The organism is Xanthovirga aplysinae (assembly GCF_009711365.1).
Taxonomy (GTDB): domain Bacteria; phylum Bacteroidota; class Bacteroidia; order Cytophagales; family Cyclobacteriaceae; genus Xanthovirga; species Xanthovirga aplysinae.
This window is the reverse complement of sequence record NZ_SMMB01001146.1, coordinates 1-9406: the sequence shown is the minus strand read 5'-3', so window position 1 is coordinate 9406 and position 9406 is coordinate 1. Positions and strand designations below refer to the sequence as shown.

Annotated in this window: 6 protein-coding genes; 2 read left to right on the top strand and 4 right to left on the bottom strand. The window is 38.5% G+C overall.

Features of this window, described 5'->3' with window-relative positions:
- Nucleotides 1-308: 308 nt before the first annotated feature.
- On the bottom strand, nucleotides 309-1799 hold the full coding sequence (locus E1171_RS14410; protein WP_155206730.1) for a catalase: 1491 nt from the start codon (nucleotides 1797-1799) through the stop codon (nucleotides 309-311).
- Between the two features lie 395 nt (nucleotides 1800-2194).
- Between E1171_RS14410 and metG the strand changes: the two genes are divergently transcribed.
- Nucleotides 2195-4249, top strand: a complete 2055-nt coding sequence (gene metG, locus E1171_RS14405; protein WP_155206729.1) for a methionine--tRNA ligase — start codon at nucleotides 2195-2197, stop codon at nucleotides 4247-4249.
- Between the two features lie 115 nt (nucleotides 4250-4364).
- Here the strand turns inward: metG and pth are convergent, their stop codons facing one another.
- From pth to E1171_RS14390, 3 genes are all read right to left on the bottom strand, one after another.
- On the bottom strand, nucleotides 4365-4925 hold the full coding sequence (gene pth, locus E1171_RS14400; RefSeq protein WP_155206731.1) for an aminoacyl-tRNA hydrolase: 561 nt from the start codon (nucleotides 4923-4925) through the stop codon (nucleotides 4365-4367).
- A gap of 179 nt (nucleotides 4926-5104) precedes the next feature.
- Nucleotides 5105-5695, bottom strand: coding sequence for a 50S ribosomal protein L25/general stress protein Ctc (locus tag E1171_RS14395; protein ID WP_155206728.1), 591 nt, complete (start codon nucleotides 5693-5695; stop codon nucleotides 5105-5107).
- A 55-nt stretch (nucleotides 5696-5750) separates the two neighbouring features.
- Nucleotides 5751-6677 carry a ribose-phosphate pyrophosphokinase gene (locus tag E1171_RS14390; protein ID WP_155206727.1) on the bottom strand — a complete coding sequence of 309 codons (927 nt, stop codon included), beginning with the start codon at nucleotides 6675-6677 and terminating at the stop codon, nucleotides 5751-5753.
- Between the two features lie 649 nt (nucleotides 6678-7326).
- On the opposite strand from E1171_RS14390, the gene typA reads away from it, so the two are divergent.
- Nucleotides 7327-9126, top strand: coding sequence for a translational GTPase TypA (gene typA / locus E1171_RS14385; protein ID WP_155206726.1), 1800 nt, complete (start codon nucleotides 7327-7329; stop codon nucleotides 9124-9126).
- Nucleotides 9127-9406 lie beyond the last annotated feature (280 nt).

Here is a 9406-nt window from a genome sequence, read left to right as displayed (position 1 = left end):
AGTCTAGGTTCGAGCCCTAGTCGGGCAACTATTCAAACCTCCCTTCAAGCAAGAATTTTCATTTCAGCGATTTCTTTATCAATCAAATAATAACTTTTTCCATTAAGAACTTATTTTTCAATTGGAAAAGGGAACTCACCCACATTTTGTTTTTCTACTTCCCTTATTTTAAAGTCCAATTTGAGTTTACCCAGAAATAATTAGAAAATAAATCTTAAACCAGGAAGAGCCGGTATTAATAAAGCTTCACCAATATAGTTTCGAAAAGCACTTGGCAGTTCTGTAGACTTTTTCAATCAATAATTTTCTTAAGAAAACTTCCCAGTCTCAATTCCTAAGATTGCTGCTACACCAGTACTTAACCCCCCATCCACCTTGTGTAAATGTCCCAATTGCCTTAAAGTAATTTCTTCCGCTTTTGACCCTGAAATTCCACTCATGGAGGCCGCATAATTTTTTATGAGATTTTTACGTTCTTGATCATTCATCACATCTCTAAACAGAGATCTAGGCTGTGAATAATGATCATCCTCTCCCTTAGCATTTCTATCATACCAATCGGCTAAAGTAGACTCCATTTTCATAGAAGGCTCTTTATAGCTCTCCTCTGTTTTTATGTTATCAAAACTATTAGGCCAATAATTGGGGCTTCCTCCCCCATTGCCATCCACACGCATAAAACCATCTCGCTGATAATTTGCTACATGGTAAGGGCATTTATTCACAGGAATTTGCTCATAATTCACTCCCAAACGATATCTATGAGCATCAGGATAGGAAAGCAACCGGCCTTGAAGCATTTTATCCGGTGAATAGCCTATCCCATCAACAACATGAGCCGGAGCAAAGGCCGATTGCTCCACTTCAGCGAAATAATTTTCTGGGAGCTCATTTAGTTCTATTTCTCCTACCTCCATCAAGGGATAATCTATATGAGGCCAGATCTTGGTCAAGTCAAAGGGATTCCAAGGGAATGATTTGGCCTGTTCATCTGTCATCACCTGAATCTTCAATGACCATTTTGGATAATTTTCGGATTCTATAGCCTCCAGCAAATCTCTTTGTGCCCAATCAGGATCTGTACCACTTAGTTTTTCAGCTTCTTCAGGGGAAAAGTTCTTAATTCCTTGAAGTGTCTTGATATGAAATTTCACCCACACCCTTTCATTTTCGGCATTAATCAATGAAAAGGTGTGAGAACTATAGCCATTCATATGCCGATAGCCATAAGGAGTTCCACGATCACTCATCAGGATCATCACCTGATGCATACTCTCTGGGTTCAGCGACCAATAATCCCACATCATAGTAGGGCTTTTCAAATTAGTTTGGGGGTTCCTCTTCTGGGTATGAATAAAATCACCAAATTTTTTGGGATCCTTCACAAAAAAAATTGGGGTATTATTCCCCACTAAGTCCCAGTTCCCATCTTCTGTATAAAATTTGACTGCAAAACCTCTGGGATCTCTTACCGTATCTGAACTTCCTTTTTCTCCCCCCACGGTGCTAAAACGTATCAATAATCGTGTTTTCTTTCCTATTTCATTAAATATTTTGGCCCGGCTATAGGTTGAAATATCATGTGTAACAGTAAAGGTACCAAAAGCACCCGACCCTTTAGCATGCACAACCCGCTCAGGAATTCTTTCCCGGTTAAAATGTGCCATTTTTTCATGCAAGAAATAGTCCTGCAATAGAATCGGTCCCCTTGGTCCTACCGTCATACTATTATCGTTTTCCAAATAGGGTCTACCCGAGGCGGTAGTGAGTTTTTTGTCTGATGGATTATCTTGTTTCATTTCCCTAAGAATATTAAATTTTTATAATATTTGCGATCAATAATAAACTCCTCAATCTCAAACCTAAATAGAGCCCTTGAGAGGATTAAGATTTACTCTTGACTTGTCTACAAGTCAAGAGTTACCATTTTCAGAGATATTACAATTCAATAAGAAAGATTAAACTTTCAAGTTTAAGAAAAGCATGATCGAAGTAAAGGCCTTTCTAAGGAATAAACCTCTGGTTATACCTAGGCAAAGCACCCTTTAATTCTAAAGGTGAGTTAAAATTTCATATTCACATTTTGTGTGTAGTCCACACTATTACATTTTCGATAGAATATGTTTATCTTTGCTTGCTTAAAATAGAAGGAGGAACATCTCCTTTCCATTTTATCTAACTTTCTATCTGATTTATGGCTGAAAAGAAAATAAAACGATATACCGTCACCGCAGCTTTACCTTACGCCAATGGTCCGGTGCACATTGGACATTTATCTGGTGTTTACGTTCCTGCGGATATTTATGCACGATATCAACGTTCCAAAGGAAACGAAGTTGGCTTTATTTGTGGATCTGATGAGCATGGAGTTCCTATTACCATTAGAGCCCGAAAAGAAGGAGTAAGCCCTCAAGAAATTGTGGATAAGTACCATGCAATTATCAAGGATTCTTTCCAGAAATTTGGAATTAGTTTGGATGTTTATTCCCGAACTTCATCTGACACTCATCGGGATACCGCTTCAGCTTTCTTTAAGAAAATGTATGAGGAAGGTAAATTTGTGGAGAAGACCTCTGAACAATACTTTGATGAAGCCAACCAGCAATTTTTAGCTGATCGATATATTAAAGGGACCTGCCCTAAATGTGGTTATGAAGAAGCCTATGGCGATCAGTGCGAAGCTTGTGGAACTTCCCTTTCTCCTACGGATCTTATCCACCCAAAATCCACTATTAGTGGAGAAAAACCTGTCTTAAAGGAAACCAAGCATTGGTACCTACCTTTAAATGATTATAACGAATGGTTATCGGAATGGATCATAGATGGGCACAAAGAAGATTGGAAAAGCAATGTTTATGGACAGTGTAAGTCATGGATTGATTCCGGTCTACAACCAAGAGCGGTAACCCGCGACCTCAATTGGGGTGTACCCGTACCTGTTGATGGAGCTGAAGGCAAAGTACTTTATGTTTGGTTTGATGCTCCGATTGGTTATATCTCAGCGACTAAAGACTGGGCTAAATCTAATGGAAAAGACTGGAAGCCTTATTGGCAAAGCCCTGATACTAAACTAGTACATTTTATCGGAAAAGACAATATTGTTTTCCACTGCATCATCTTTCCTGCCATGTTAAAAGGACATGGTGATTACATTCTTCCTGACAATGTTCCTGCTAATGAATTTCTAAATTTAGAAGGAAACAAAATCTCTACTTCCAGAAATTGGGCCGTTTGGCTTCATGAATACCTAGAAGACTTCCCAGGTAAAGAAGATGTTCTGCGCTATACACTTTGCGCTAATGCACCAGAAACCAAGGACAATGATTTTACATGGAAAGATTTTCAGGCTAGAAACAACAGTGAATTGGTTGCGATCCTTGGGAACTTTGTAAACAGGGCCATTGTCTTGACTCATAAATACTATGACGGGAAAATACCATCCGCAGGTAAATTTGAGGCAATTGACCAGGAAGTTATTGATCGACTAAAAGCAATTCCGAATGAGGTAAGCAAATCTATTGAAGCCTACAGGTTTAGAGAAGCCTTAGGAAATATGATGGAATTGGCTAGAATTGGAAACAAGTACCTAGCAGATACCGAACCATGGAAGTTAATTAAAACAGATGCGGAGCGAGTAAAAACCATCATGAATACGGCTTTGCAAATTTGTGCCAACCTTTCCATTCTGGCTGAACCTTTTATTCCTTTTACAGCGGAAAAACTAAGGAAACTCCTGAACTTAAATAAACTACATTGGGAAAACGCAGGAGGCAACGATCTTCTAAAGGAAAATCACTCCATCAAAAAAGCAGAATTGCTTTTTGAAAAAATTGAAGACGAGGCCATAAACCAACAAATTAATAAATTGATGGAAACCAAAGCAGCCAATGAATTGGCCCAAAAACCAGCTATTCCTCAGAAAGAAGAAATCAGCTTTGATGATTTCATGAATATGGACATCCGTACAGCCACTATACTGGAGGCGGAAAAAGTCAAAAAGTCAAAAAAATTATTGAAATTTCTGGTAGACACTGGAATTGACAAGCGCACAATTGTAAGTGGCATTGCTGAGCATTATAAACCGGAAGACCTGGTTGGAAAGCAAATCACCGTCTTAGTGAACCTCGCTCCTAGAAAAATAATGGGTATAGAGTCTCAAGGTATGATTCTTTCAGCTGAAGATAAAGATGGTAGTTTAGCTTTAATGCAAACTGAAAAATTAGTAAGCAACGGCAGCCAAGTTGGTTAATTTACTAAAGAGTAAAAAGTGAAGAGATTTAAAGGAAAGAGATACAAAACTTTTATTAAAACCCAATCATTCCCGCATTTCAACTCTTCACTTTTAACTCTTAACTGCTAATATCTTAATCATTAAACTGACTCATCGTTCGCATGACCCCGGTGGTGCAGAAGGACAAAACCATATCACATGATTTCCCGATCTTTAAAGGGAGTTCTGCAAATTCACCTTCTGTAAATTCACTCAACACAAAATCAACTTGCCGCCCTTTTGGAAAGTCATCTCCTATTCCAAATTTTAGACGGGCATAATTATTCCCTCCTGTTAGTTGTTCAATACTCTTAAGCCCATTATGTCCTGCACTAGAACCTTTTGCCCTCATCCTTTGATTGCCAAAAGGCAAAGCCAAATCGTCCACAATTACTAAAACATTTTCCTTAGGAACCTTCAACTCCTTCATCCAATAATTTACTGCCTTACCACTCAAATTCATATAAGTGGTAGGCTTGATTAGGTGAATTTGTCTTCCTTTGTACTTGAAATCAGATTTAAAGGCATATCTACCACTCTCAAATGATGTATTGTTTTTCTTAGCCAATTCATCCACTACCATAAATCCGATATTATGCCGTGTATTCATGTACTCTGGGCCAATATTTCCCAACCCTACAATTAAATATTTCATTGTATTATCAATATGCTGGTGTTGTTCATCCTTGCGGATCCCTTGCCTACTTATTTTTCTAAATAATGCCCGAAACATTTTGAAAGACCTTTAACAAAATCTTATAACGAAGGACTAAAATAAAAAAGATCCTGCTTTCTACGGCAGGATCTTCATCAAATTCTAAAAAACAGAAGATCTTAGCTTTCTGCTTCCTCTTCTTCCCCTGCTTGCTTACCGCGAAGCGCTCTAGGAATTTCTACTGAAGCAACAGAAATTGCAGGATTATTTAATACTTCAACTCCTTCAATAGGTTTAATATCACGTACCCTTACTGATTTACCTAATTCCAATTCATTAATATCCAATTCAATGGTATCTGGTAAATGCTTTGGCAAAGCCTTCACTTTTACAGTTCTCAAGCTAGGCACTAATTTACCTCCTAACTGCACTCCGGGAGATGTCCCAACATATTTTACAGGAATATCCATCTTCACTGGCTTATCATCAAATAATAATAAAAAGTCAGCATGAAGGATTACCTCTGAAACTGGGTGGAACTGAATATCTTGAAGGATTGCCTTAAACTCTTTACCCTCAATATTTAAATCTACCAAGTGAGCATCAGGTGTATAAACCAGGTCTCTAAACAACTGCATAGGTACAGCAAAGTGAATTTGCTCTTTACCACCATACAATACAGCTGGAGCCATTCCTTCTCCTCTTAATCTTCTTGATTCCGATTTACCGAGATTTGCTCTTTTATACCCTATAATCTCTACAGTTTTCATAATAAATAATAATATATGTTAATAAATAATAGAATTTCGAATTATTTCCGAAAGCTTAAACAAATAAAGAACTAATAGACTCCTGATCGTGAATAGCCTGAATAGCCCTTGCGAAAAGTTCTGAAACCGTTAAAACCTTAATTTTTTCAATTTGCTTAGTTAATGGAACAGTATCCGTCACCACAACCTCTTCTAAAACAGATTGTTCCAGTCGCTCATAGGCTGGTCCGGAAAAAATTGGGTGAGTAGCTACCGCTCGAACTGAACGAGCTCCCTTATCTTTTAACACCTCGGCAGCCTTACAAATAGTACCTGCTGTATCAATCATGTCATCGACTAAAACCACATCTTTGCCTTCCACATTTCCAATCACTTGCATGGAGGCTACTTCATTAGCACGTTTACGGTGTTTGTCGCAAACGACCATTTCCGCGTTGAAATATTTGGCAAACCTTCTGGCTCGTGCCACACCTCCTACATCAGGAGCAGCAAATATCAATTCCGGAAGATTTAAAGTTTTAATGTACGGAATTAAGATAGAGGACCCATCCAAATGATCAACAGGAAAATCAAAGAAACCCTGAATCTGACCAGCATGCAAGTCACAGGTCATTAATCGGTCTGCCCCAGCAGCAGAAAGTAAGTTTGCCATCAATTTAGCAGCAATAGCCACCCTCGGCTTATCCTTACGGTCTTGACGGGCATACCCATAATAAGGAACCACTACCGTCACATGTTTTGCACTAGCCCTTCTCGCTGCATCAATAAGCAACAACAATTCCATCATATTGTCTGCAGGAGGAAAAGTCGACTGAATTAGGAATACATCGGCTCCCCTTACCGACTCCTCAAAGTTAGGAGACATCTCCCCATCACTGAATTTCTGGATCGTCAGGTTACCTAACGGTTTCCCATACGAGCTAGCAATTTTTTCCGCCAAATAACGGGAACTTGATCCCGAAAAGAGTTTAACCGAAGACATAAAAATTAGTAGGTTTTGGGTTTGGTGTATGTAAAGATATCACAATCCACAATATAACATCGGAACTGCCTGACTGGCCAGGATAAACTCTGAGCTTTCTTAAAGCCCTTCAATACTGATTTATTGGTTATACCGTTTGCCACTATCAGCACTACCTCCTTTTCGGGATACAAAAGTAGAGCTATTTTTCAATTTATAAAATATTCCCCAAACTAATTTCGCTCCTCACTCAGACTAATAAAAAAAAGAGCCTTCAGCCAAAACACCCCACTTACATCACTTATTCACAAGCAATTACAAAATAATTCTCCATAAAAACTCTCATTCTGAAAAAGACCGTTTCCCTGGAAAAAACTTTCTTTTTTGCCTTTATAATACCATTTCTTTTTTCAGAAATGATTTGACTATTCCCTGATCCATAAAGGATTTCCTTCTAAGGAAGCAATACAATTATACTAAATTCAAACAACCAGAGTTTCTAAGAAAGTAATTAAAAAACTATAGAACTGAAAATCACAATTTTGATGAGGGCTGCAAATCCCCTGAAAATAAAATGTGACAAATTAGAATTATGTCCTTAAAACAAAAGTATTTGTATGTTTATTTTCAAGCATTTTTGTAGTTTTGCGCCTTCAAAAATTTAGAATGAATGAAAAGTCTCAGAAACATTGCGATCATTGCACACGTTGACCACGGCAAAACTACGCTAGTGGATAAAATTATTCATGCTTCCAAGCTATTCAGAGAAAATCAAGAATTTAATGAGCTCATCCTGGATAACAACGATTTGGAGCGTGAACGTGGCATTACGATCCTGTCTAAAAACGTTTCCGTACGATATAAGGACACAAAGATCAACATCATCGATACGCCTGGTCACGCCGATTTTGGTGGGGAAGTAGAAAGGGTTTTGAAAATGGCTGATGGGGTATTACTTTTGGTCGATGCATTTGAGGGAGCTATGCCACAAACCCGTTTTGTATTGGGCAAAGCACTTGATCTTGGTTTAAAACCTATTGTGGTAGTCAATAAGGTCGATAAAGAAAATTGTCGTCCAGAAGAAGTACATGAGGAAGTTTTTGACCTGATGTTTAATCTGGGTGCCACGGAAGAACAATTAGAATTTGTGACCATGTATGGTTCTTCTAAACAGGGCTGGATGAGTGAAGACTGGAGAAACCCAACAGATAGCATCACCCCTTTATTAGATACCATCATAGAGCATATCCCGGAAGCTCCACAGCCAGAGGGAACTCCCCAATTCCAAATCACTTCATTGGACTTCTCCTCATTTGTAGGAAGAATAGCCATTGGAAGAGTGTACCAAGGAAGCTTAAAAGAAGGGGCAACCATGGGACTGTCCAAAGCGGATGGAACGATAAAACGTGTACGTATTAAGGAATTGCACTTATTTGAAGGCTTAGGCAAACAAAGAGTAGAAGAAGTTCATGCAGGAGAAATTTGCTCTGTTGTAGGCCTGGAAGACTTTGAAATCGGTGATACCCTAACGGATCTGGAAAATCCTGAGCCTCTCCCAAGGATTGCCATAGATGAGCCGACAATGAACATGCTCTTTACCATTAATAATTCACCATTCTTTGGTAAAGAAGGTAAGTTTGTTACTTCACGCCACCTGCGTGACCGTTTGATGGCAGAATTAGAAAAAAACCTTGCCTTAAGAGTAGAACAAGGTGACTCTGAAGATAAATTTATCGTTTACGGCCGGGGAATTCTTCATTTATCCGTTTTAATTGAAACCATGCGCCGAGAAGGTTACGAGTTGCAAGTAGGTCAGCCGCAAGTAATCTTTAAAGAAGTGGATGGAGTAAAATGTGAACCTATAGAAACCTTAGTTGTTGATGTACCTGAAGAAACTGCTGGTAAGGTAATTGAGCTGGCTACACAAAAAAAAGCTGAATTACTGGTCATGGAGCCAAAAGGTGATTTACAACATTTAGAATTCATTATTCCATCCCGTGGCTTAATTGGTTTAAGAAATAATGTATTAACCGCAACAGCTGGAGAAGCCATTATGAACCACCGATTGAAAGGATATGAACCTTACAAAGGTCCTATACCTGGAAGAATTAACGGGTCTCTTATCTCTATGGAAACAGGTCCCGCCAGAGCATATTCCATTGATAAGCTCTTAGATCGAGGAATCTTCTTCATTGATCCGGGAGATGAATTATACGCTGGTCAGGTAATTGGTGAACACAACCGTCAAAATGATATTGCGGTAAATGTGCAAAAGGGTAAAAAATTGACCAATATGCGAGCGGCCGGTTCAGATGATAACGCCAAGATTCCACCAAAGAAGCAATTCTCACTGGAAGAAGCCATGGAGTACATTCAGAAGGATGAATATCTGGAAGTAACTCCGGAAAACATCCGTATGCGGAAAATTATTTTAGATGAGAATCAAAGAAAAAAGGCAGTGAAAGAATAATGCCCTAAATTCTAAAAAATCAGAACTTTTAAAAAGCACCGACTTGAAAATTTATCGGTGCTTTTTTATTTCCGACCCACAAAATTCCATTAAAACATTTTTGAACTTGGCTTTTGGAAACACCTCCTTCTATTGAAACGATCTTTTTCTGCCCAGCTTTCCTAGCTTCATTAATGCAAACCAAAAGGAAGAATCCTCTATAAAACTAAAAAATATCAAGTACTCTTTTCAACACATTCCCTTATTATCATTAGAAAAAATCCATCAAACCTAAAAAACG

Bases quoted from the DNA above. Each gene is read 5' to 3' on its own strand.
- E1171_RS14390 (WP_155206727.1), bottom strand. From the start codon at position 6,677: ATGTCTTCGGTTAAACTCTTTTCGGGATCAAGTTCCCGTTATTTGGCG.
- E1171_RS14395 (WP_155206728.1), bottom strand. From the start codon at position 5,695: ATGAAAACTGTAGAGATTATAGGGTATAAAAGAGCAAATCTCGGTAAA.
- pth (WP_155206731.1), bottom strand. From the start codon at position 4,925: ATGAAATATTTAATTGTAGGGTTGGGAAATATTGGCCCAGAGTACATG.
- metG (WP_155206729.1), top strand. From the start codon at position 2,195: ATGGCTGAAAAGAAAATAAAACGATATACCGTCACCGCAGCTTTACCT.
- typA (WP_155206726.1), top strand. From the start codon at position 7,327: ATGAAAAGTCTCAGAAACATTGCGATCATTGCACACGTTGACCACGGC.
- E1171_RS14410 (WP_155206730.1), bottom strand. From the start codon at position 1,799: ATGAAACAAGATAATCCATCAGACAAAAAACTCACTACCGCCTCGGGT.